Here is a 21,689-nt window from a genome sequence, read left to right as displayed (position 1 = left end):
TGACGCTGCGCCTCCCCGGCACGCCCCGGCTTGAGACGGGACGGCCGGCGCCGACAGGACGGCCGGCGCTGCCGATCAGGAGGCGCGGGCCGCGTCGAGCGCAGAGGGTGCGGCGACCGAGACCCCGTCGCGGGTGATCTCGGCCCAGACGTCGTCGAGCGACAGGCCGACCACGGCAGCGATCGCCGCGATGGTGGAGAAGGCCGGAGTCGCCACGCGGCCCGTCTCGATCTTGCGCAGCGTCTCGGGTGAGAGCCCCGCGTCGAGCGCGACCTGCAGCATCGGCCGGGGGCCGCGGGCGTGCCGCAGCACGGCGCCGAGACGGCGACCGCGCTCGATCTCGGCGGGGGTGAGCGGCAGTCGGACCATGCCCCGAGCGTAGTGCGGCGGGACGCCTCGTGGGATACCTTTACCGGGATGATCTTCGGCACCAGAACGGCAGGACACCCATGATCGAGATCTTGAACCCCTCCGAGATCGAACGGGCCCGGGCGACCGGCGCGCTCGTCGGCACCATCTTGCAGACGCTGCGCGACCGGGTGACGGTCGGCACGAACCTGCTCGACGTCGACTCGTGGACGAAGACGATGATCGACGAAGCCGGCGCGGTCTCGTGCTACGTCGACTACGCGCCCTCGTTCGGGCGGGGCCCCTTCGGGCACTACGTCTGCACGGCCGTGAACGACGCCGTCCTGCACGGGCTGCCGCACGACCGCCGCCTCGTCGACGGCGACCTGCTGACGCTCGACCTCGCCGTCGTGCTCGACGGGGTCGCGGCGGACTCGGCCGTGAGCTTCGTCGTGGGCGACTCCCGGCCGCCCGAGAGCGTCCGCCTGATCGAGACCACCGAGCGGGCCCTCGAGGCCGGCATCGCGGCCGCCGGCCCCGGGGCGCGCATCGGCGACTTGTCGCACGCGATCGGCAGCGTGCTGTCGGAGGCGGGCTACCCGATCAACGTCGAGTTCGGCGGCCACGGCATCGGCTCGACCATGCACCAGGACCCGCACGTCTCGAACACCGGACGCCCCGGCCGCGGCTACCGGCTGCGGCCCGGCCTGCTGCTCGCGCTCGAGCCCTGGGTGATGACCGACACCGACCAGCTCGTCACCGACGCCGACGGGTGGACCCTGCGCAGCGTGACCGGCTGCCGCACCGCGCACAGCGAGCACACGATCGCCATCACCGACGACGGCGCCGAGGTGCTCACGCGACGACCGACCCGCTGACCCGTCGTCGACCCACCGCTCAGCGGGGGTCGACCGGCTGGCCCTGTCCGGTCAGCCGCAAGAATCCGCTGAGCAGCCCGAGCCCTGCGATCGAGGTGGGCAACCCCGTCGCGAGCAGCGGCGAGTGCACCAGGAACGCCGCCCACTTCGCCCGCGACAACGCCACGTTGAGCCGGTTCGGCATCAGCAAGAAGTCGAGGCCGCGCGGGATGTCCGCCGCACTCGACGCCGCCAGCGACACCACGGCAACGACCGCCTCTTGCCCCTGGAACAGGTCGACCGTGCCGACTGGGGTCTCGTCGAACCCTGCGGCGTCGAGGTGGTCGCGCAGCACGGCCCCGTGGGCGTTGTAGGGCGCGACGACGATCACGTCGGCCGGGGCCAGGGGCCTCGTGCCGTCGCCGTCGGACCAGTCGAGGCCGACCACCGAGCGGACGATCTCGACCACTGCGCGGGCCTCTTCGACCGACGAGGTGGTGTTGCCGACGTGCGTCACGGGCTCGACGTGCAGCCCGGGCGTGAGGCCGTCGAGCCTCCGGTCGGACGCGTGGGCCGTCAACGCCCCGCCGTACGACAGCTCGCTGACCGGGGCACAGAGCGCCGGGTGCATTCGCCAGGTCGTCGACAGGAAGTACCCGTACCGGTCGGGCAGCACGTCGTGGCCGTCGGCCAGCCAGCCGAGGGCCGACTCGTCGACCGGCTCGGGGTGGCTGCCCTGGCTGACCTGCGGCAGCTGCTGCGGGTCGCCGAGCAACAGCAACCGGGTGGCCGCGACCGAGGCCGCGACGGTCGAGGCGAGCGAGAACTGCCCGGCCTCGTCGACGACGAGCAGGTCGAGGGAGGCGCGGGCCACCTTGTCGGCGTTCGCGAACCCCCAGGCGGTGGCCCCGAAGACGGCACCCACGGCCTGCCCGCCGCCGTCGGCGCCGGCACCGGCACCGGCACCGGCACCGACGGCACCGGCACCCTCGTCGCCCGCACCACCCGCCCCGCCGTCGGCCTCGGCCAGGAACGCGGCCTCGCCGCCGGACTTCAGGGCGCGCCACGGCTGCTCGTCGGCCTGCTCGGCGGTCGTGCCCGACTTCGGCACCTTGCCGACGCGCTCGGGGTCGACCCCGGCCGAGATCGCCGCCCGCAGCACGTTCTCGACGACCGCGTGCGACTGCCCGACGACGCCGACCCGCCAGCCGTGCTCGCGCACCAGTCGGGCGATCACGCGCGAGCCGACGTAGGTCTTGCCCGTGCCGGGCGGGCCCTGCACCGCCAGGTACGACCGGTCGAGGTCGAGCAGGGTCTCGACGACGGCCGAGACGGTGTCGAGCCCGACCACGGCTGCGGGCGCGCCGCCGGATCGCCGGCGCGGGGGCTGCCGTCGCAGCAGGTCGAACGCCGGGTCGGGCAACATCTCGGGCAGGGCGTCGAGCACGCGCCCGCCCCACTCGGCGATCGCCTCGGGTTGCGGGGTGGCCCGGGGAGGCGCGGCCGGGGTGAGCGCGACGGGGACGGCGTCGTGGCGGTCGTCGTCGCCCGTGACGCGTTCGAGCAGCACGACCTCGTGGCGGTCGCCGTTCGGGCCGGCCTCGACCACGGTCGAGCCGACGGCACCGCGCAGCCCCGGGCCGAGCGAGGCGACCCCGGCCGGAACGGGGGCGTCGTAGACGGCGTAGGGCGCGCCTCCTTCGGTGAGGCGGCTGCCGGGGGCGAGCCGCCCGCGCAACCGCAGCTCACGGCTGAGCTTGCGGGCCCGGGGCAGCTTCTGCCACTCGCGCTCGACCGAGGCCGTCTCGACGACGAACACGTCGCGGGTGTCGGCCCAGTCGTCGACGGGGTTGCGCAGCCGGTCGAAGTGCTCTTGCCAGAACGTCTTGGCCTCGCGGCGGTGGTAGTCGATGGCCGACGCCGCGAGGGCGATCGCAGTCTGGTCGGGGGTGCGGTCGAGCGGGTCGACGTCGGCCACGTGCGCCGCGAGGCCGACGGCGACCGGGTTCGGTTCGCGCGGCACCCGGGCCAGCTCGAGCGGGTCGGGCGCCGTCGGCCCGTCGGGGTCGTCGGCGGGCGAGCCGTGACGGTCGGCGAGCTCGAGCAGCCAGTCGCGCAGCCGAAGGGTCGACCGGCAGTCGTACTCGTTGTAGTCGCGGACCTCGTCGAGCATGAGGTCGCCACGAGCGGGGTCGCCCGTGGTGCGTTCGGCGATCGCGTCGACGTACATCGTGATGCTCGCGGCGGCCGTCGTGACGTCGCTCTGCCGCAGGTCGTCACCCATGTAGAGGGGCTCGAGCTTCTTCAGCGAGTAGCTGCGCGAGCCGACGAGCAGGGCCTGGCGGACGACCGGATAGAGGTCGACGAGCACGCCGTCGCGCAGCAGGTCGTCGACGGCGTCCTCGCCCACGCCGTGCCGGGCGGCGAGCGAGAGCAGGTGGCTGCGTTCGTACGAGGCGTAGTGGTAGACGTGCAGGTCGGGGAACCGTCGGCGCCGCTCGGCGAGGTAGTCGAGGAAGTCGATCAGCGCCTGCCGCTCCCCCGCGAAGTCGTGACCCCAGAAGGCGCGGAACGTGCCGTCGGCCTCGACCAGCCCGAAGAGGTAGTCGAGCCCCCACGCCCGACCGTCGCCCTCGGTGTAGAGCGGGTCACCCTCGAAGTCGAAGAACACGTCGCCCGGGTCGGGCCGAGGGAGGGTGCGCAGGGCCGCCGCGTCGACGACCTCGACGGCCGGCGCACCCGCCTGCCCCCGCTCGGTCGCGAGCTGCACGCGGGCCTGGCCGCGCAGCCGGGTGAGGGCCGTCGCGCCGATGCCGGCGACGGGGCCGGTCGACGCCGCCAGCTGGTCGATCGTGCCGACGCCGGCCTGGTTCAGCCGCTGACGTTGCTCACCGCGCAGGCCTGCGACGAGCACGAGGTCGCGGTGCTCGTCGACCTGCGCCTGGCACGCCGCGCAGCGCCCGCAGGCCGTGACGCCCGGGTCGCCCCAGGCCAGCGGCGCGTCGGCGGCGAGACGGTCGTCGAGGGCGGACCGCAACCGGTCGCGCTGGACGCGGTAGACCGGCAGCACGTCGGCGACGTCGTGCACGCTCTCGCTGCCGTCGCCGAGCACGAGCCGGACGGTGTCGGCCGAGGGCAACCCGAGCGCCCGGATCTGGTCGGTGTACGCCGCCACCTGCAACAGGGCGGGGATCTTCGCGTGCCGCGCCAGCTTGGTGTCGTAGACCTCGTAGGTGCCGGCGTCGGTGCGCACCACGAAGTCGCTGAAGCCGATGAACGAGCCGTCGAAGAAGGTCGCCTGGAAGAGCACGTCGGCCCCGGACGCCATCGCGCGCCGCGCCTCCTCGGCGGCCGCCGCGTAGCCCGAGGGCGCCGGGCGCACGAACTCGACGACGTCGCGGGTCACTCGCAGGGCCTCGAGGTAGCGCAGCTCGTGCGCGTCGCCGAGCCGGGCCGTGCGGTCGAGCATGTCGTCGGAGGCGTCGGCGACGGCCTCGACCCGACCGAGCTTCGCATCGAGCCGCCGCAGGAACGACCACTCGCACGCGGCCCAGGTCGTCAGGTCGGACGGGCTGGTGACCACCCGGTCGTCGTCGAGGTACACGCGGACTCCTCCTGTCGGGGCGCGGCCTGGACGCCCGCCACGAGCCTAGGAGGCGCCACCGACACGCCGGGACGCCTCACCGGCCGCACCGAGACGGCGTCGTCAGTCGGCGCTCGGCGACGCCGGTGCCGTGCGCAGGTGCAACCGCTCCCCCTGCCGGCCGAACAGGCTGAGCACCTCGACCGCGTGGTCGTCGGCCCGGCCGAACCAGTGCGGCGTGCGCGTGTCGAACTCGGCCGCCTCGCCCGCGGGCAGCACGAGGTCGAGGTCGCCGAGAACGAGCCGCACCCGGCCGCGCAGCACGTAGAGCCAGTCGTAGCCCTCGTGGGTGCGCAGCACGGGTTCGCTGCGGGGCGAGTCTGCCGGGATCACCATCTTGAACGCCTGGATCGCGCCGCCCCCGCGCGAGAGCGGCACGACGGTCATGCCGTGCTGCTGCCGCGGCTTGAGGTGCACGCGCGGGTCACCCGTCTCGGGCGCGCCGACCAGGTCGTCGAGCGGCACCCCGTGCTCGCGGGCGAGCGGCAGCAGCTGCTCGAGCGTCGGTCGGCGCTGGCCCGACTCGAGTCGCGAGAGGGTGCTGACCGAGATGCCGGTGCGCTCCCCCAGCTCGGCCAGGGTCACGCCGCGGCGCGCCCGCAGGGCCCGGAGGCGCGGGCCGACCGCCGCCAGGACGTCGTCGGTGCTCGTCGTGTCGTCGCGGGGGGCGTCGGTCGGTTCGGTCATGCCGGTCATCTTGCCACTTCGGCAAACATGCTTGCCCGTCTGACGCCTGGCGTCGCAGGATCGTCGCAGGAGGTCACACCATGACGAACCAGAACACCCACCCGATCGACGGAGCTCACGACGTCGTCGTGATCGGCGGCGGAGCAGCCGGCCTGAGCGGCGCCCTCAGCCTCGTCCGAGCACGCCGCGACGTCCTCGTCATCGACGACGACCGTCCGCGCAACGCGTCCGCCGACGGCGTCCACGCGTTCCTCACCCGCGACGGCGTCGCGCCGCGCGAGCTCACTCGGCTCGGCCGGGCCGAGGTCGAGGGCTACGGAGGCGCGATCACCTCGGGCACCGTGACCGGCGTCCGCCGTGACGACGGCACCGACCACCCCTTCGTGGTCACCGTCGCCACCCCGGGTGCCCACGACCGAGAGGTGCGCGCCCGGCGCCTCCTCGTCACCAGCGGCCTCGTCGACGAGCTGCCCCCCGTCGACGGGCTCGCCGAGCGCTGGGGCCGCGACGTCGTGCACTGCCCCTACTGCCACGGCTGGGAGGTGCAGGACCGCGTCATCGGCGTGCTCGCCACGAGCCCCTTCGCGATGCACCAGGCCCTGCTCTTCGGGCAGTGGAGCCGCGACATCGTGCTGTTCACCAACGACTCGTTCACCCCCGACGACGAGCAGGCCGAGCAGCTGCGCGCCCGGGGCGTCACGGTGGTCGACGGACCGGTGGCCCGCCTGTGCGTCGAAGACGACGCCCTGACCGGCGTGACGCTCGTCGACGGCCGGACCGTCGTCGTCGGCGCCCTGGCCGTGATGGCCCGGGTGCGCTCCCGTGCCGGCTTCCTGGCCGACCTCGGGCTCGAGGTGACCGAGCACCCGGCCGGCGTCGGCACCCACCTCGCCACGGTCGAGCCGTTCACCGGCCGGTCGGCCGTGCCCGGCGTCTGGCTCGCCGGCAACGTCACCGAGCCGATGGCCCAGGTCGTCGCGGCCGCCGCCGCGGGCACGATGGCGGGCGCGGCGATCAACATGGACCTGATCACGGCCGAGGTCGCGGCGGCCGTCGCCGCCCGGTGCCTCGACGAGAGCACGGACGAACGGACCGACGCCGGCACGGACGGACGCACCGACGAGAGGATCGACGCATGAGCGAGCACGACCAGCAGCACCCGCAGCACGAGCAGCTCCCGCAGCAGCGCGAGCACGAGCACGACGGCGGCCACGACCACCCCGTCTTCGACCGTGCCTACTGGGAGGACCGTTACGGTGCGCCCGGCCGGGCCTGGAGCGGTCGCCCGAACGCCGCCCTCGTCGCGGAGGCCTCCGCGCTGACCCCGGGGCACGCCCTCGACGTGGGCAGCGGCGAGGGCGGCGACGCCCTCTGGCTGGCCTCGTGGGGCTGGCGGGTCACCGGCGTCGACATCTCGCAGAACGCCCTCGACAAGGCGGCCGCCTCGGCCCGCGAGCGGGAGGACGTCGACCCCGAGCAGCTCTCGTGGCAGCAGGCGGACCTCACGACGTGGAGCCCGACCCGCGCCTCCTTCGACCTCGTCACGGCGCACTTCATGCACCTGCCGCCGGCCGACCGTGAGCGGCTCTTCCCGGCGCTGGCCGAGGGCGTGGCACCGGGCGGCACGCTGCTGATCGTCGGACACGACGCCGACGCCCTGCCGGGCGGGGCCGGCCGACACGGCGACCCGGGCATGCTCTTCACCGTCGACGAGGTGGTCGGTCGACTGTCGTTCGACGCGTGGCAGGTCGAGGTGGCCGAGGTGCGCCCGCGCGACATGACGGGGCCCGACGGCGACGTCTGGCACGTCGCCGACGTGGTCGTACGCGCCACGCGCCGCGCCGACTGACCCCGTCGCCGCCCCGGCAGCACGCTGACGCGGGTCGGAAGGTGCCAGCACGCAGGACGGGCGGGCCCGGCCGGACCAGGCGTCGTGTGACGCCCGTCCGACACGGGCCCGCCCGTCCTCGGCGGCAGCAGCGGCAGCGGCGGCTTGCTACAGTGCGCTGATCTTCAGGCGCAGCTGGTGGGCGCCCGGCCGCAGCACGTGCCGCGAGGCAACGTCCGGACCGCACGCCCGCGACCCCACGCCGTGCTGGGCGGCGTCGAGGTAGAGGTGGGTGCGGTCACTCGCGGGCAGCTCGTGCGGGTGCTCGGCGACACCGATCTGCTGGGCCGTGTGACGGCTCAACGTGAAGCCGGGGCGTTCGCCCGTCGCGCTCGGCACCGCCTCGACGCGCAGCCACGGCCGATCGGCCCGGCCGAGGTCGAGCGTGCGCAGGTCGCTGCGGTGCCCGGTCTCTTGCGGGCGGGCGTAGCCGGCCGACAGCTCGTCGACGCCGGACTCGTAGCGCCCGACGAACGCCGAGTGGCGGCTGTCGGGGTACGACTCGCGCGGCCCCGTGCCGAACCACGACGCGTGGTCGACGTCGCCCGGCAGGTCGAAGCGCACGCCGACGCGAGGCCAGACCATGTCCCACCAGCCGGTCGGCACGATGTCGATCGACAGCCAGAGGTCGTCGCCGACCAGCTGCCACTGCTCGTCGGTCGTCACGGCGTTGCGCGTGTCGGCCGCGGCGTAGCGGGTGCGGACGCGCACCGAGTCCGGCGCGACGCTCACCGACTCGACGCGGGCGGTGAGGCGGTCGAGGCCGGCGAGCAGCCAGGTGTCCTGCGAGCTGGGCAGCACGCCGACCTCGTACAGGTCGACGCGGTGGCGGTTGCGCATGACGTCGCGGTCGCGGTCCTTCGGCGTCAGCCACTCGCCGCGGTCGTTGTCGGTCGGCGCGCGCCACAGCTCGAGGCGGGCGCCGTCGACCGGGCGTCCGGCCAGCGACACGAGTCGCCCGTCGTCGAAGACGGCCGGGCCCAGTTCGACCCGCCCCGAGGAGGCGCGGGTCGCGTGGCCGCGTCCGTCGCCGGCGGTCGCGGGGCGGGGCGTCGCGACCTGCACCGGTGCCGGCGTGAGGTCGAGCTGCTGGGTCGAGATCACGTGACCCGCGTCCGCCCACACGGTGGCGTCGGCGAGCTCGGCGGTGACCGTCAGCCAGGTCTCGCCGGTGCCCGACAGGGGCACCTCGGGCAGCGAGACGAAGACCGTCTCGTGGGCGGCCAGCGCGCCGCCGTCGAAGCCGATCACGTCGAGGGTGCCAGAGCGCGCCTCCTCGCCGTCGTGCGACGCGACCCAGCGGAACACGACGTCGGAGGCGTCGGCCGAGTGCCGCAGGTTCGCCACGACCAGCACCGGCGCACCGTCGACCGTGGGGGTCTCGAAGCGCAGGCGGATGGGCGCCACGACCTGGGCCCACTCGAACAGGCCGGGCGACGGGGTGTCGTCGCTCAGCACCATGCCGTCCATGACGAAGTTGCCGTCGTGCACGACCTCGCCGAAGTCGCCGCCGTAGCCGAAGTACTCGACGCCGTCGGCGGTGTGCGTGCGGAGGCCGTGGTCGCGCCACTCCCAGACGAAGCCTCCGTGCAGGCGCGGGTAGGCGTCGACCAGGTCTTCGTAGTCGTCGATCGCCCCGGGGCCGTTGCCCATCGCGTGGACGTACTCGCAGAGGACGAACGGCTTCGAGCGCTGACGCGCGGCCTCGGCCGGGGTGCAGCCGAGCAGCGTGAACGACTCGTCGCCCGAGCCGATGGCCCGGGTCTCGTCGATCCACGAGTACATGCGCGAGTAGACGTCGGTGTACGCGCCGGTGTAGTCGCCCTCGTAGTGGACCGGGCGGCCGCCGTCGCGGGCGTGCGTCCAGGCCGCCATCGCGGCGAGGTTGTGGCCGGTGCCCGCCTCGTTGCCGAGCGACCACATCACGATGCTCGGGTGGTTCTTGTCGCGCTCGACGGTGCGGACCATGCGGTCGACGTACGCGTCGTGCCAGTCCGGGTCGTCGCTCGGGTTGCCGATCCACTCCTGGCGTTCGAAGGCGTGGGTCTCGAGGTCGCACTCGAGGACGACCCAGAAGCCCAGCTCGTCGGCGAGGTCGAGGAGGCGCGGGTGCGGCGGGTAGTGCGAGGTGCGGATCGCGTTCACGTTGAACCGCTTCATCTGGGCGAGGTCGCGGCGCGACCACTCCTCGTCGAAGACGCGGCCCCGGTCGGGGTGGGTCTCGTGGCGGTTGACGCCGTGGAAGACCACGCGGCGGCCGTTGACCTCGAACTGGTCGCCGACGATGCGGACGGTGCGGAAGCCGAGGCGCAGCGAGATCGTCTCGGCGCCTTTCGAGCTCGAGACGGTGGCGTCGTAGAGGCGGGGGGTCTCGGCGCTCCACGGCTCGACCTCGTCGAGCTCGACGGGGGCGACGTCGGCCGGGGTGGCCCAGGTGACCTCGACGCCGAGCTCGGGCACCGAGAGCGTGACCGGGTACGCGGCGTCGGCCGCGGTGATCTCGGGGACGATCGCCGCGCCTCCTCGGCCCTGACCGGCCGTGCCGTGGAACGGCGTCCGCAGCCAGACGTCGTCGAGGCCGCCGACCGGGCGGGCTTGCAGCGTGACGCTGCGGAAGATGCCGGGCAGCCACCACTGGTCTTGATCTTCGACGTAGCTCGACGCCGACCACTGGTGCACGCGCACCGCGACGACGTTCGTGCCCGGGCGCAGGGCGTCGGTGACGTCGAACTCCTGCGCGAGGCGGCTGCCGACGCCCATGCCGATCTCGACGCCGTTCAGCCAGACGACGTAGCGGGACTCGACGCCGTCGAAGCGCAGCAGCACCCGCTCGGCACCGTCGAAGGTCGACGGCAGCTCGAAGCTGCGGCGGTGGTCGCCGGTCGGGTTGGCGTCCGGCACGAACGGCGGCTCGGTCGGGAACGGGAACTGCACGTTCGTGTAGATCGGGGCTCCGCGCGAACCGTCGCCGCCGAGCACCCAGTGCGAGGGCACCTCGATCTCGCCCCAGGACGAGTCGTCGAGGTCGATCGCGCCGACGCCGTCGACGGGCTCGCCCTCGGGCAGGACGCCGCGGCCGCCGAGGGTGCCGGGGGCACCGGGCAGCAGGCGGAACGACCAGGTGCCGTCGAGCGAGAGCGTCGGGGCGTCGGTGTGCAGCCAGGAGCGCGCGGGGGTGCGCGCGCCCTGACCCGGGCCGGTGTCGGTCAGGTAGTCGGCGGAGACGACGGAGGGGGTGGTGGGGGTGGAGCCGGTGGTGGTGCTGATGGTCACTTGACGCTTCCTTCGGTGAGGCCGCCACGCCAGAAGCGCTGGAGGACGACCATGGCGATGACCAGCGGGATGATCGACAGCAGCACGCCGCCGGTCGTCAGCTGGTAGAACTCGGGCAGTCGGTCGGTCTGGCTGAGCCAGTTGTTGAGGCCGAGGGTGACGGGGAACTTGTCGACGTCGCTCAGCATGACCAGGGGCAGGAAGTAGTTGTTCCAGATGCCCACGAGCTGGAACAGGAACACCGTGACGAGCGCCGGGGTGAGGATGCGCAGCCCCAGGGTGTGGAAGATGCGCAGCTCGCTGGCGCCGTCGAGGCGGGCGGCCTCCATCAGCGACGTGTCGACCGTGGCCTGGGCGTAGATGCGGCAGAGGAACAGCCCGAACGGCGACACGAGCGACGGCAGCAGGACGCTCCAGTAGGTGTTGGCGATGCCCATCTGGCTGAACAGCAGGAACAGCGGCAGGGCCGTCGCGGTGCCGGGCACGAGCACGCCGCCGAGGATCGTGCCGAAGACGACGTTGCGCCCCCGGAACTCGTACTTGGCGAGGGCGTAGCCGCCGGCCGCGGCGAAGTACGTCGCGATCAGGGCGCCGACGCCGGCGTACAGCACCGAGTTGAGCACCCAGCGGACGAAGATGCCGTCGCCGTAGGTGAGCACCTGGCCGAGGTTGTCCCAGAGGGAGAAGGTCGGGGCGAACCAGAAGCCGAACGTGCCGAACAGGTCGGGGGTCGTCTTGGTCGCCGCGACGACGACCCAGTAGACCGGCACCAGGAAGTACAGCGCGACGACGACCAGGACGGCCGTGACGATGATGGTGGACGCCTTGGAGCGTCCGGCGGACCGGTCGGGGCCGGCGCTGCGGGCACGGCGGCTCGCGGGCTTCTCGGCCCCTCGCCCCCGCCCCTGCGCCGTCACGATGGACTCGGTCTCGGTGGCGTGCTCGGCACCCTTCGTCGAGATGCTCATTTCTGCTTCCTGTTCGTGATGCTGAGGAACGTGATCGACAGCGCGAACGCGACGAGGGCGATCAGGACCGACTGGGCGGCCGCGACGTTGTAGTCGTTGTAGGCGAAGGCCGTGGTGTACGCGCTGAGGTTCGGCGTGTACTGGCTGTCGATGGCCGGTGAGACGCGTTGCAGCACCTGGGCCTCGGCGAACAACTGCAGCGTGCCGATGATCGAGAAGACCGCGGTGAGCAGCAGGGCCGGGCGGATCAGCGGCAGCTGGATGCTGAACGCGACGCGCAGCGCCGAGGCGCCGTCGACCTTGGCGGCCTCGTACAGCTCGACCGGGATCGACTTGAGCTGGGCGATGATGATCAGCATGTTGTAGCCGGTGTAGCTCCAGGTCACGATGTTCGCGATCGACCAGAGCACGGTGTTCGCGCCGAGGAAGTCAGGGGTGACGCCGAAGACCTCGCCGATGTCGATGATCGGGCTGAGACCGGGCACGTAGAGGAACGACCAGAGGATCGTCGCGATGACGCCGGGCACGCCGTACGGCAGGAAGTACGCGGCGCGGAACACCCCGGGCCACTTGGCCGACGCCGACTCGAGCAGCAGCGCGAGCACGGTGCAGAGGATCAGCATGACCGGCACCTGGACGATGCCGAACAGGAACATGCGGCCGATCGAGGCGACGAAGTTCGGGTCGCCGATCACCTGGGCGTAGTTGTCGAAGCCGGCGAAGCCGCTGGTGACGCCGCCCTCGCCGAACAGTCCGCTGCGGGTGACCTTGGTGAAGCTCGAGAAGACGGCGATGACGATCGGGATCACGAAGGTCAGCGCGAAGAGCGCCAGGAACGGCGCGAGCAGCACCCACGGCGCCCGCTTGACGGCGCCCTTCGAGCTGCTGCGGCGAGGCCCCGAGGAGGCGCGGGTCGAGTCGGTCGCGGCCTCGGGCCGGGTGTCGGTCGCGGCGCTCATGCGTTCGCCTTGCGGATGGTGAGGCCCTTGTTCTGGAAGACGGCCATGATGTCCTTCTCGGCCTGCGCGACGGCGTCGACGAGCGTGCCGCCCGACGCCTTGCCGCGGAACCCGTCGCTCAAGATGTTGAAGGACTGCTGCGTGATGGGCCACCAGCTCCAGTCCTGGTTCTGGGCGGACTCCTGCGTGGCGGGCACGAAGACCTCCTGGTTGTAGTTCTGGCCGCTGAAGAACGGGCTCGGCTGCTCGCGCAGCGTGCCGACGACGTCGCGGGCCGGCGACCAGCCGATGCCGCAGTACTCGATGAGGGCGTTGATGCCCTCGGGGGTGGTGGTCATCCAGACCGCGAAGTCGAGGGCCTCTTGCGGGTGCTGGCTGTTGGCCAGGATCGCGGCGGTCGAGCCGCCGAGGAAGCTCGAGGCGTAGCCGGTCTGCCAGGTCGGCATCGGGGCGCACTTCCACTTGCCCTCGGCGCCGCTGACGCCCTCGATCAGGGCGTCGCCCCACGAGCCGGTCGTGACCGAGGCGATGGTGCCGGCGCTGGCGGCCGAGAACCAGGCCGGGGTGTAGGCGCCGTACGCGGTCGTCACGATGCCGTCGTCGATCGCCTTGTCGAAGAAGCGGGCGACGGTGAGCGTCGCGTCGTCGGTCATGTCGATGACCCAGCCGTCGTCCTCCGCACGCAGCCACGAGGCTCCGGCCTGGGTGGCGTAGGCGGCGAACAGCGAGGCGTCGGCGAGCGGGAACGAGTCCATCAGGACGCCCGCGCCCTTGAGCTCGGCGCCGACGGCGGCCCACTCGTCCCACGTGCCGGGGACGGCCGCGCCGACGGTGTCGAAGACCGCGGGCTGGTAGAACATGCCCATCGGGCCGCTGTCCTGCGGGATGGCGTAGATGCCGTCGGTGTAGCTGACCTGGTTCCAGAGGGTGGGGTCGTAGAGGTCAGCGTACTGCTCGGCGCCGTAGCGCTTGAGGTCGACGACGCCGTTCGCGAGCAGGAACTCGGGCAGCGAGCGCAGCTCGACCTGGGCGATGTCGGGGCCCGCACCGGCGGCGAGCGCCGAGTACAGCTTCTGGTACCCGCCGGCGTTGCCGCCGGGGATGAACACGGTCTCGACCTGCACGCGGGACTGGCTCTTGTTGTACAGCGCGGTGACCTGGTCGAGGCCCTTGAGCCAGGCCCAGTACTGCAGCTTGACGGGGCCGTCGGCGGCCGGGATGGTCGGCAGGGAGTTCACCGAGGTCGTCCCGGGCGTGGCACAGCCGGCGAGCATCGCGGTGGCGCCAGCGGTCACCCCCAGGCCGAGCAACTGGCGTCGGGACATCGGGCTCATGTTCATCTCACTTCGTCGTGGGGCCGTGGCGAGAGCGACGCTAACACAAACTCGAGTGGTCGTTCGATTTTCACCTGCGGGGTGCCTGGGAGGTCGTAGAGTGTCCGATCATGACGACGACCGGCTCGACGACGAGCGACTCCGACGGTGGGCCGGCCGCCCCGACCGGCACCTCTCGTCCCGCGCGTCGCGGCCCGTACGCGAAGTCGGCCGAACGTCGGGTCGCGATCGTCGAGGCGGCGTTCGAGGTGTTCTCGTCGAAGGGCTACGTCGGCGGGTCGCTCCGTGACGTGGCCGAGGTCGTCGGCATGAGCCAGACGAGCCTGCTGCACTACTTCCCGTCGAAGAGCGCCCTGCTCCTGGCGGTGCTCGAACGACGCGACGCGGTCTCGGACCGCTCCGCCGCGCCTCCCGACTGCGGTGGCCTGGTCGAGACCGTGCTCGGGCAGGCGCGGCACAACGAGAGCGTGCCCGGGCTGATCGCGCTCTACGCGGTGCTGGCCGGCGAGGCGGTGACGGCCGGCAACCCCGGCAGCGGGTACGTCCGCGAACGCTTCGAGCGCCTCCGGGTCGAGTACGGCGACGCCCTGCGAGCGCTGGAGGCGCGGGGCCGGTTGCGCCCCGGGGTCGACCCCGACCGTGCGGCGTCCGGGCTCGTGGCCCTGTGGGACGGCATCCAGGTGCAGTGGCTGCTCGACCCCGACCGCATCGACGTGGTGCAGCAGCTGCAGGACTACCTCGAGCTGGTGATCGTGCCCGAGTGATCGACGCCACCACTGGTCTGGACGGACGCCGCCCGGGGGTCCGTCACTCGGGCAGGGCTGCTTGTCCCTCGCGCTCGTCACCGGCGACGCCGGCTCGCAGCCCCTCGCCACGGAAGAACGCCGGCCGCAGACGGGCGTTGACGAGCATGAGGACGACGCCCACCACCAGGATGAGCACGCCGAGCACGAAGACGAGGCCGACGCCGCCGATGTTGGAGCCGCTGCCGTAGTCGGGGTCCATGCTGTCGACCAGGGTCGTGACGAAGAGCACCGCCAAGATGATCCCGCCGACGAGCGGTGCCGCGATCTGGAAGAACAGGTTGCGGAGGCCGGAGCGCCACTGCCGGCGGAAGTACCAGACACAGGCGAACGCGGTCAGGCCGTAGTAGAAGCAGATCATCATGCCGAGCGTGGTGATGGTGTCCCACAGGACGTCCTCGCTGATGAAGCGCATCACGGCGTAGAAGCCACTGGCGACGACGGCCGACGCGAGGGTGGCGTACCCGGGGGTGAAGAACCGGGGCGAGATGCGGGCGAACTTCGGCGAGAGGGCACCGTAGTGCCCCATGGCCAGCAGGGTGCGGGCCGGTGACACGAAGGTCGACTGGAGCGAGGCGGCCGAACTGCTGAGCACCGCCAGCGACATGAGGATCGCGAGCGGGCCGAGCACGGGGCCGGCGAGGGCCGAGAACGCGTTGCCCTGGATGTCGGGGTTGCCGAGGCCGACGCCCGTGCTGCCGAGACCGGCGAAGGTCATCGACGCGAGGGAGACGAGCAGGTAGACGAGCACGATGATGACGACGGTGAGGGTGGCCGCGCGCCCGGGGGTCGTCCGCGAACCGCTGGTCTCTTCGGACATCGTCAGGGTGACGTCCCAGCCCCAGAAGATGAAGATCGACAGCGACAGCCCGGCGGCGAAGGCCGAGAAGGTCGGGACGGTCAGCGGGTTGAACCAGTCGAGCGACACGGCGGTGGCATCGAACGCCGAACCGCCGCCCACCCGGACGAACGCCACGATCGCGAACCCGACCAGCACGACCAGCTGGAACCCGACGAGCCAGTACTGCACCTTCTGCGTGGTCTGCATGTCGCGGTACGAGATGATCGTCGCCCCGGCCATGAAGGCCAGGCAGGTGACCACGTTCACGAACGGGTTGGTGGCCAGGTCGGCTATCGCCGGGTTCGAGAAGAGCTGACCGAGCAGCAGGTAGAAGAAGTCGACCGCGATGCCCGCCAGGTTGCTCAGGACCACGATCGTGGCGACGACCAGCCCCCAGCCCGCCATCCAGCCGACCCACGGGCCGAAGGCACGGACGCCCCAGGTGAACGACGTCCCGCTGTCGGGCATGGCACTGTTCAGTTCGCGGTAGCCGAAGGCGACGAGCAGCATCGGGATGAAGCCGACCAGGAAGATCGCGGGCAGGTGGGTGCCGACCTGGGCGATCGTCGGCCCGAGCGCACCGGTCAACGTGTAGGCGGGCGCGATGCACGAGATGCCGATGACGACGGCCCCGATCAGGCCGACGCTGCCGGCGCTGAGCCCCTTCGACGAGAGCGTCTGGTCGGCGGTGACTCCGGACTTCTTGAGGATGCTCACGGGGTGGTCCCTTCGTCGCCGGTGCCGTCGAGGACGGCATCGTGTCGGGTCGTGCGGGGATCGTGGTCACGGGGAACCACCACGAGGGGGACGGGGACGCCGCGGACGATCTTCGCGGCGACGCTGCCCAGGAACAGCCGGTGGGGCTGGGCGAGGCGGCTCGAGCCGACGAAGACGATCTCGTCGGCGTGCCATGCCAGGGCCCGGATCGCGTCGCCGATCCGCGGCCCGGGAGCGATCTCGACCGACACGTCGACCGAGTCGGGGACGGACTCGAGGGCGATGTCACGCATGCGCTCCGCGTGTTGTCGGGCCTCTTCGCGGAGTGCCCGCGACCGTTCGTCGCGGCCTCCCTCGCCGACGTCGTCGAGGGGCACGAGTGAGACCAGGCGGACCGGCAGGTGCGCCGAGGACGCGACGGCCACCGCGGTGTCGACGACCGCGCGCGCCCCGGGCCGGGTGCCCACGGCCGCCGTCACGTGTCCGAACGACGCGATGCCCCGCCCGGCGAAACCCGCCGGGGCGATGGCGACCCCCACGGAGGCGGTGTGCACGAGGACTCCTCCGACGCTGCCGAGGTGAGGTCGCCCGAACGCGCCCTCTTTGCCCGCTCCGATGACGACGGCCTCGGCACCGAGGTCGTCGGCTGCACTCAGCAGCCCCTCGGCGAACGTCTCGGCGCGGACGAGGTGCGTCGACGCGGTGACGCCGGCGGGCAGCCCGGCTCGCGCCTCCTCGAGCCATCCCGCGGCGAGGTCGTCGAGGTGACGCTCGTAGCTCGGCCCCACCGGGACGAGCGAGGGTCGACCCTCGTCGTGCAGGACGAGGACGAGGTCGAGGCGAAGGTCGAGGGTGCCCGCCAGCGCCACGCCGAGGGCCAGGGCGTCGTGCCCGGCGGGAGTGTCGAGGTAGCCGACGACGACGGACCTCACGGCCGGTCACCGACCGCCTGGCCGGCGGGCTCGACCGGCGCCGCGTCGTCGGCGAGGTCGGCGACGATCTCGGCGGCGACCTCGTGGCCGACGCGGATCGCCCCGTCGACGTGCTGGAACCCCTCGGCGGCGATGTCGCTGGACGAGAACCGGATCGGGCCGACCGGAACGCGCTGGTCGTGGCCCCAGCGCGACAGACCGCCGAGGTCGAAGCTGGTCGCGTAGGCTCCGCCGGTCCATTCTTCGCTGACCCAGTCGCTCTCGAAGTAGACCGCGGGCTGCAACGCCTGGTCGCCGTAGTACGAGGCCAGGGACTCCAGGATCACGCGCTGCCGCTCGTCGGTGGGCAACGCGAGCAGGCGGTCGGCCTTCTCGTCGCTGACGAAGCCGACGAGGGTGCCGCGGGGGTCGTCGTGGTTCGAGTTGTCGTAGGCCTCGTGCACGACCTGGTAGGGGCTGAAGGCCGTCCCCGACAGGCCCGCGTCACGCCAGAACGGGGTCTCGTAGACGGCGTGGACCTTGATGACGAGACCGAGCGAGACGTGCTGGTGCCAGTGCAGACGACGGGCCGGCAGGGCCGGGACGTAGTCGATGCGCGAGTAGAGGTTGGGCGGCACGGCGACGACCGCGTGCCGGGCCTCGACCCGCAGGTCGGAGGTCGTGGCGACGACACCCGCGTCGGACCATTCGAGGGTCTCGACCGGCTGGCCGAGGTGCACCGCGTCGCCGAGCCCGGCCGCGAGGGCGAGCGGCACCCTCTGGAGGCCCCCGACGACGCGTTTGTCGAGGATGAAGTCGGCGTCGACGAGGTTGCTGAAGCTGCCGGCGCTCGAGGCCATCTGCAGGGCCTGCAGCAACGAGAAGGCGTGGGCGGGCTTGGTGAGCATGGCGTCGGCGATGAACAAAGCGATGTTGTCGCGTGCCTCGACGTCGTCCGTCTGCTGCTCGAGCCACGCGGCGAACGACACGTGGTCGTACTCGCGGGCGCGCGGGTGCGCCCACGGCGCGGTGACGTCGACCTCGGCGACCAGCTCGTCCATGACGGCGATGAGCCGCTCGATCTCGGACTTGGTCTCGTCCGATGCGGGAAAGATGTCGCCGGTGAAACGCGAGGCCGTGCCGTCGGGCGAGACGTAGACGCTCTCGCCGTCGCGCCATCGCGAGTAGGTCTCGAGCCCGAGCTCGCCGAGGGTCTCGATGAGCGCGGTCTGGTCGGGCGAGACCCACTGGCCGCCGAGCTCGAGCATCGCCCCGTCGACGGTTTCGGTGCGCAGTCGCCCGCCGACGCGGTCGCGCGCCTCGAGCACGGTGACCGTCAGGCCGGCCGCCCGCAGGTCGGTGGCGGCGGTGAGCCCGGAGGCCCCGGCGCCGATCACGACGACGTCGCTGGTGAGGGTCTCGATCATGGTGTGTTCTCCGTCGTGGTCGTGGTCGTTGTTGCGGGTGGGGGTGTCGTCGATCAGGAGGCGCGGGGCGAGGTGTGCGCGCTCATCACGTGCTTGACGCGGGTGTAGTCCTCGAGGCCGTAGGCGCTCAGGTCTTTTCCGTAGCCGGAGCGCTTGAACCCGCCGTGGGGCATCTCGGCGGCCAGCGGGATGTGGGTGTTGATCCACACACAGCCGAAGTCGAGGTCGCGGGCGAAGCGTTCGGCCGTGGTGTGGCTGTCGGTCCAGACACTCGAGGCCAGGGCGTAGGGCACGCCGTTCGCCAGTTCGAGGGCCTCGTCGGCCGTCCGGAACGATTGGACGGTGAGCACGGGGCCGAACACCTCGTCCTGCACGACGGCGTCGTCCTGTCGGACGCCCGTGACGACCGTCGGCGCGAAATGGAAACCGGTGTCGCCCACGCGGAACCCACCGGTCGCGATCGTGGCGTGTTCGGGCAGGGCCTCGACGACGGCGCTGACCGCAGCGAAGTGACGCGCGTTGTTGAGGGGGCCGTACGAGGCACCGTCGCCTGCCGCCACGCCGGTCGTCGTCGCCTCGGCCGCCCGGACGAGAGCGTCGACGAGGTCGTCGTGGAGCGACTCGTGAACGATGACGCGCGTCACGGCCGTGCAGTCCTGCCCGGCGTTGAAGAAGGCGGCCTCGGCGAGCTGCGGTGCCACGACGTCGACGTCGACGTCGTCGAAGACCACGGCAGGGGCCTTGCCACCCAGTTCGAGGTGGACGCGGGCGACCCGCTGCGCCGCCGAACTCGCCACGGCGACGCCGGCCCGGACCGAGCCGGTGATGGCGACGAGCCCGGGCACGGGGTGCTCGGCCAGGGCCTGGCCCGTCGAGGCGTCACCCAGAACGACGTTCAGGACCCCGTCGGGCAGGATGCCCCGGGTCAGCGAGGCGAGGACGAGCGTGGACTCCGGGGTGGTGTCACTCGGCTTGAGCACGACGGTGTTGCCTGCGGCGAGCGCAGGGCCCAGTTTCCAGACGGCCATCATGAGCGGGTAGTTCCAGGGGGTGACCTGGGCGACGACGCCGATGGGTTCGCGTCGGACCGACGACGTCAACCCGTCGAGGTACTCGCCGCTGGCGATGCCGTCGAGCCGCCGTGCGGCGCCGGCGAAGAACCGCAGCTGGTCGGCCCCGACCGCGACCTCTTCGGCCGCGATGATCGCCTTCGGCTGGCCGGTGTCGCGGTGCTGGGCCTCGACGAGTGCGTCGCTGTGCGCGTCGAGGGCGTCGGCCAAGGCGAGCAAGGCCGTCTGACGAACCGACGGGGTGGCTCGACTCCAGCCGGGGAAGGCCCGGGCCGCGGCTGCGACGGCGAGGTCGACGTCGACGTCGTCCGACACCGGGGAGGTCGTGACGACTTCTTCGGTGACGGGCGAGACCACGTCGATGGTCTCGGTGCCGTGGGCGTCGACGAACTCGCCGTCGACGAAGTTCTGCAGGGTCGCCATGGTGTCCTCTCGGTGGTGCGGATCGTGCGGTCGATGATGGCGGTGGGCGACGTCGGGCGGCAAGGGCGGACGCCGGGCCGGGCGGCGGGGTCTCAGCCGTTCGGCACGAGCGCGTACGTGGTGTCGAGGTACTCGTGGATGCCCTCGCGCCCGCCTTCGCGACCGATGCCGGACTGGCCCACTCCGCCGAACGGCGCGGCGGCGTTCGACACGAGGCCGGTGTTGACGCCGAGCATCCCGACGCGGAGGCGGCCGAGCAGTCGGTGCCCGCAGGCGAGGTCGGTCGTGTAGAGGTAGGCGACGAGGCCGTAGGGCGTGTCGTTCGCGAGCCGCACGGCGTCGTCCTCGTCGACGAAGGTCGTCACGGGGGCCACCGGACCGAAGATCTCGTCGTGCATCAGGGCGGCGTCGCGGGGCACGTCGGACAGCACCGTCGGGGCGAAGAACGAACCGGGACCACCGAGGGGCCCACCGCCGACCACCACGCGGGCGCCTCGGGCGACGGCGTCGTCGACGAACGCCGCGCACGAGTCGACGGCACGGTCGTCGATCAGGGGGCCGATGGTGACCCCGTCGTCGGTCCCGGCGCCGACGACGAGCGCCCGGACGCGGTCGGCGAGCCGCCGCACGAACTCGTCTGCGACGGACTCGTGCACGAGCAGCCGGTTGGCTGCCGTGCAGGCCTGACCGGTGTTGCGGAACTTCGCGAGCATCACACCGTCGACGGCGGCGTCGAGGTCGGCGTCGGCCATGACGACGAAGGGTGCGTTGCCACCGAGCTCCATCGAGGTCCGCAGGACGTTCTCGGCCGACTGGGCCATGAGCACCTTGCCCACGGCCGTCGACCCGGTGAACGAGAGCTTCCGGAGGCGCGGGTCGGCCAACAGGGGGCCGGTCACCCCGCGAGCGTCGGTCGTGGTGAGCACCGTGACGACGCCGTCGGGCAGTCCGGCCTCGCGCAGCAGCTCGACGAAGGCGATCGTCGTGAGCGGCGTGAGCTCGGCGGGCTTGACGACCACGGTGCAGCCGGCGGCCAGGGCCGGAGCGATCTTGCGCGTGGCCATCGCGAGCGGGAAGTTCCAGGGAGTGACGAGGTAGCACGGGCCCACCGGGCGGTGCGTGACGATCATCGTGCCGGTGCCTTCGGGGTTCGGGCCGTAGCGCCCGTCGATGCGGACGGCCTCTTCGGCGAACCACCGGAGGAACTCCCCGCCGTAGGCGACCTCGCCCCGGGCCTCGGCCAGGGGCTTGCCCATCTCCCGAGTCATGAGGAGGGCGAACTCTTCTCGCCGCTGCACGAGCAGGTCGAAGGCCCGGCGCAGGATCTCACCGCGGGCACGAGACGGCGTGGCAGCCCAGGCGTCGGCAGCGGCCACGGCCGTGTCGAGTGCGCGCACGGCGTCGGCGGGCGACTGGTCGACCACATGTGCCAGCACTTCGCCGGTGGCAGGGTCGTGGACCGGGAACGTCGTCGTGCCACGGTCGAACGATGCGCGGTGGTCGCCCTCGACGAACACGGCGGTCTCACGGGGCAGCACCG

General features: G+C 72.3%; 16 protein-coding genes. 4 read left to right on the top strand and 12 right to left on the bottom strand.

Annotated elements, in window-relative coordinates; all coding sequences use genetic code 11:
• Positions 1–75 precede the first annotated feature (75 nt).
• Entirely contained in the window at positions 76–369 is a 294-nt protein-coding gene (locus tag ASG05_RS06000) for a helix-turn-helix transcriptional regulator (RefSeq protein WP_056258775.1), read from the bottom strand.
• An 80-nt stretch (positions 370–449) separates the two neighbouring features.
• Between ASG05_RS06000 and map the strand changes: the two genes are divergently transcribed.
• A complete protein-coding gene (map, locus tag ASG05_RS05995) occupies positions 450–1,226 on the top strand; it encodes a type I methionyl aminopeptidase (RefSeq protein WP_056258772.1) in 777 nt (258 codons plus the stop codon).
• Positions 1,227–1,245: 19 nt separating this feature from the next.
• On the opposite strand, the gene ASG05_RS05990 is transcribed toward map, so the two are convergent.
• Both ASG05_RS05990 and ASG05_RS05985 read right to left on the bottom strand, forming a co-directional pair.
• Complete coding sequence (locus tag ASG05_RS05990) at positions 1,246–4,809, bottom strand: TM0106 family RecB-like putative nuclease (RefSeq protein ID WP_056258770.1); 3,564 nt, start codon at positions 4,807–4,809, stop codon at positions 1,246–1,248.
• A gap of 102 nt (positions 4,810–4,911) precedes the next feature.
• Positions 4,912–5,535: a helix-turn-helix domain-containing protein gene (locus ASG05_RS05985; protein ID WP_056258835.1), complete on the bottom strand. Its 624-nt coding sequence runs from the start codon at positions 5,533–5,535 to the stop codon at positions 4,912–4,914.
• 80 nt (positions 5,536–5,615) lie between these two features.
• On the opposite strand from ASG05_RS05985, the gene ASG05_RS05980 reads away from it, so the two are divergent.
• Positions 5,616–6,674 (top strand): NAD(P)/FAD-dependent oxidoreductase, encoded by a 1,059-nt coding sequence (locus ASG05_RS05980; protein WP_056258768.1) that lies wholly within the window; start codon positions 5,616–5,618, stop codon positions 6,672–6,674.
• Complete coding sequence (locus ASG05_RS05975) at positions 6,671–7,384, top strand: bifunctional 2-polyprenyl-6-hydroxyphenol methylase/3-demethylubiquinol 3-O-methyltransferase UbiG (RefSeq protein WP_082486493.1); 714 nt, start codon at positions 6,671–6,673, stop codon at positions 7,382–7,384. The genes ASG05_RS05980 and ASG05_RS05975 overlap by 4 nt, the downstream gene beginning before the upstream one ends.
• A 147-nt stretch (positions 7,385–7,531) precedes the next feature.
• Here the strand turns inward: ASG05_RS05975 and ASG05_RS05970 are convergent, their stop codons facing one another.
• From ASG05_RS05970 to ASG05_RS05955, 4 genes are read right to left on the bottom strand one after another with little or no spacing between them, the layout of a single operon-like run.
• Positions 7,532–10,696, bottom strand: a complete 3,165-nt coding sequence (locus ASG05_RS05970; RefSeq protein ID WP_235491418.1) for a glycoside hydrolase family 2 TIM barrel-domain containing protein — start codon at positions 10,694–10,696, stop codon at positions 7,532–7,534.
• Positions 10,693–11,664, bottom strand: coding sequence for a carbohydrate ABC transporter permease (locus tag ASG05_RS05965; RefSeq protein WP_082486492.1), 972 nt, complete (start codon positions 11,662–11,664; stop codon positions 10,693–10,695). The genes ASG05_RS05970 and ASG05_RS05965 overlap by 4 nt, the downstream gene beginning before the upstream one ends.
• Positions 11,661–12,623 (bottom strand): carbohydrate ABC transporter permease, encoded by a 963-nt coding sequence (locus ASG05_RS05960; protein ID WP_056258765.1) that lies wholly within the window; start codon positions 12,621–12,623, stop codon positions 11,661–11,663. The genes ASG05_RS05965 and ASG05_RS05960 overlap by 4 nt, the downstream gene beginning before the upstream one ends.
• Positions 12,620–13,957, bottom strand: coding sequence for an extracellular solute-binding protein (locus ASG05_RS05955; protein WP_056258827.1), 1,338 nt, complete (start codon positions 13,955–13,957; stop codon positions 12,620–12,622). The genes ASG05_RS05960 and ASG05_RS05955 overlap by 4 nt, the downstream gene beginning before the upstream one ends.
• 110 nt (positions 13,958–14,067) lie before the next feature.
• On the opposite strand from ASG05_RS05955, the gene ASG05_RS05950 reads away from it, so the two are divergent.
• A complete protein-coding gene (locus ASG05_RS05950; RefSeq protein ID WP_082486491.1) occupies positions 14,068–14,721 on the top strand; it encodes a TetR/AcrR family transcriptional regulator in 654 nt (217 codons plus the stop codon).
• A 43-nt stretch (positions 14,722–14,764) separates the two neighbouring features.
• On the opposite strand, the gene ASG05_RS05945 is transcribed toward ASG05_RS05950, so the two are convergent.
• The 5 genes from ASG05_RS05945 to ASG05_RS05925 form a co-directional block, all read right to left on the bottom strand.
• Positions 14,765–16,318, bottom strand: a complete 1,554-nt coding sequence (locus tag ASG05_RS05945) for an APC family permease (protein WP_056258763.1) — start codon at positions 16,316–16,318, stop codon at positions 14,765–14,767.
• On the bottom strand, positions 16,315–17,250 hold the full coding sequence (locus ASG05_RS05940) for a universal stress protein (protein ID WP_056258760.1): 936 nt from the start codon (positions 17,248–17,250) through the stop codon (positions 16,315–16,317). The genes ASG05_RS05945 and ASG05_RS05940 overlap by 4 nt, the downstream gene beginning before the upstream one ends.
• Positions 17,247–18,653, bottom strand: coding sequence for an NAD(P)/FAD-dependent oxidoreductase (locus ASG05_RS05935; protein WP_157490096.1), 1,407 nt, complete (start codon positions 18,651–18,653; stop codon positions 17,247–17,249). The genes ASG05_RS05940 and ASG05_RS05935 overlap by 4 nt, the downstream gene beginning before the upstream one ends.
• A 56-nt stretch (positions 18,654–18,709) precedes the next feature.
• The gene (locus ASG05_RS05930) at positions 18,710–20,149 is read right to left on the bottom strand and encodes an aminobutyraldehyde dehydrogenase (protein WP_056258755.1); all 1,440 of its coding nucleotides are present in this window, start codon (positions 20,147–20,149) and stop codon (positions 18,710–18,712) included.
• Positions 20,150–20,241: 92 nt separating this feature from the next.
• Positions 20,242–21,666, bottom strand: coding sequence for an NAD-dependent succinate-semialdehyde dehydrogenase (locus ASG05_RS05925; protein ID WP_056258826.1), 1,425 nt, complete (start codon positions 21,664–21,666; stop codon positions 20,242–20,244).
• Between the last annotated feature and the right edge of the window lie 23 nt (positions 21,667–21,689).

Source organism: Frigoribacterium sp. Leaf186, from assembly GCF_001423905.1.
GTDB lineage: Bacteria > Actinomycetota > Actinomycetes > Actinomycetales > Microbacteriaceae > Frigoribacterium.
Note: the sequence above shows the minus strand (reverse complement) of the source record. Positions and strands in the feature narration are given on the sequence as shown.

Coding starts and splice junctions, on each gene's coding strand:
- ASG05_RS06000 (WP_056258775.1), bottom strand. CDS start 369: ATGGTCCGACTGCCGCTCACCCCCGCCGAGATCGAGCGCGGTCGCCGT.
- map (WP_056258772.1), top strand. CDS start 450: ATGATCGAGATCTTGAACCCCTCCGAGATCGAACGGGCCCGGGCGACC.
- ASG05_RS05985 (WP_056258835.1), bottom strand. CDS start 5,535: ATGACCGAACCGACCGACGCCCCCCGCGACGACACGACGAGCACCGAC.
- ASG05_RS05980 (WP_056258768.1), top strand. CDS start 5,616: ATGACGAACCAGAACACCCACCCGATCGACGGAGCTCACGACGTCGTC.
- ASG05_RS05975 (WP_082486493.1), top strand. CDS start 6,671: ATGAGCGAGCACGACCAGCAGCACCCGCAGCACGAGCAGCTCCCGCAG.
- ASG05_RS05965 (WP_082486492.1), bottom strand. CDS start 11,664: ATGAGCATCTCGACGAAGGGTGCCGAGCACGCCACCGAGACCGAGTCC.
- ASG05_RS05960 (WP_056258765.1), bottom strand. CDS start 12,623: ATGAGCGCCGCGACCGACACCCGGCCCGAGGCCGCGACCGACTCGACC.
- ASG05_RS05955 (WP_056258827.1), bottom strand. CDS start 13,957: ATGAGCCCGATGTCCCGACGCCAGTTGCTCGGCCTGGGGGTGACCGCT.
- ASG05_RS05950 (WP_082486491.1), top strand. CDS start 14,068: ATGACGACGACCGGCTCGACGACGAGCGACTCCGACGGTGGGCCGGCC.
- ASG05_RS05930 (WP_056258755.1), bottom strand. CDS start 20,149: ATGGCGACCCTGCAGAACTTCGTCGACGGCGAGTTCGTCGACGCCCAC.